This is a genomic window from Peribacillus sp. NPDC056705 (assembly GCF_043656335.1).
In genome coordinates, this window is sequence record NZ_JBHTYI010000163.1 from 1 (window position 1) to 1,537 (window position 1,537).

Sequence of the window (1,537 nt, forward strand, 5' to 3'; positions counted from 1 at the left end):
CGTTATGCACGCATCACTCGCGGAGGGAACGTCCATAGAGTGCTGGAGGGCATCGAAGCCGCATACGCTGCCGGACTCGATCCGATCAAGCTGAATATGGTGCTGATGAAAGGATTCAATGAGGATGAAATCAAGGATTTCATTGCGCTAACATTGAAGCGGCCGCTGCATGTTCGCTTTATTGAATACATGCCGATCGGGCATGCGACCGACTCTTGGAGAGATACGTACTTACCTCTCAGCCGGGTAGCGGAGGTATGCGAGGAAGCGGGCTGGAACATTCAAGACGAGCCAGGACCCTCCGGTAACGGACCCTCGCGTAATATGAGGGTAGATGGGGCACGCGGTACGTTCGGCCTGATTCATCCGGTCAGCGATCATTTCTGTGATGCCTGCAATCGCCTGAGATTGACGGCAGACGGGCATATCAAAGCTTGTCTATATTGGTCGGATGAGTACAATGTTCGCCGGATAATCGATGACCCGGCAGCGGTCGCCAACCTGTTCCGTAAAGCGCTCGGTGCCAAGCCGCTTAACCATGAAATGGCGCTGGCACTGGAGAAGAAAGCACAGAGCCACACTCCTACTGTGAGACGCATGTCCCAGATCGGCGGGTAAACAATAGAACCCTTCTCGTCCATTGATGGTCAGAAGGGTTCTATTGTAATATTCGGTCCTATAAGTACTTGTGCAGCTTCCAAGTCCACTCTGGCATTCGGATTGAACAGGACCTTCCGAGGATCCATACCGGTCAATCTCGATAAACGTTCTTCATCCACGGTTACGGTTCGTAGATGACTGATCCAACTCATCATTCGAAGCTCATCATGCTGCAGCTTAAGTGCGAGGCTTCCTCCTACGCTGCGATGATACACCGCCAATAACGGATGGTATCTTCCATCCACTAATGGAATGACCGCTTCGCAACCTGCTGTGGTATCGGCCAGTTCCAGCAGTGCCGCAAGGAATGACGTCTGGATAAACGGCATATCGCACGCCGCGACCACGTTCCAGTTGGTATCTGATGCTAATAATGCGGCATGCAGCCCCGCCATCGGCCCCTTACGCTCATATACATCCTGTATACATTCCAAACCGAGGAATGCATATCTATCGGGCGTATTGGTCGATATGAGCACGCGGCTGCAGATCGACTTCAAGGATCGTACCGTTCGTTCGATCAACGGAACACCATCCACCATTAGCATCGCTTTATTCGTTCCCATCCTCCGAGAATCACCTCCTGCAAGCACGATACCGGTCACCTCATAACGCTGTGCCACAGACTCCTGATCCAACTCTTTCTTGGTATACCTCCTGTTCTGTTTGTTTGAACAAACGATGTTCAGTTTATAGGGTAATCGTCAGATTAATGGAAAATCATAAAAAAGATGGTTTGTATCCCTTTTCAATGCGTGATACATTGAAGGGAAAGCGGTTTAAACGAAGGCCGTATTATGGATTGCATTCGGTTTGAAAGGAATGACCTACTTGCGGAATATGGATAAAGACCAACCTTCATTAGCATCGCTCAAGT

At 50.2% G+C, this 1,537-nt stretch carries 2 protein-coding genes; one reads left to right on the forward strand and one right to left on the reverse strand.

Features of this window, described 5'->3' with window-relative positions; translation table 11 throughout:
* The coding region (locus tag ACFRAK_RS28525) for a radical SAM protein (protein WP_394573120.1) at positions 1-618 on the forward strand (618 nt) is incomplete at its 5' end.
* A 29-nt stretch (positions 619-647) separates the two neighbouring features.
* Here the strand turns inward: ACFRAK_RS28525 and mobA are convergent.
* Positions 648-1,283, reverse strand: a complete 636-nt coding sequence (mobA, locus tag ACFRAK_RS28530) for a molybdenum cofactor guanylyltransferase (protein WP_394573121.1) — start codon at positions 1,281-1,283, stop codon at positions 648-650.
* Between the last annotated feature and the right edge of the window lie 254 nt (positions 1,284-1,537).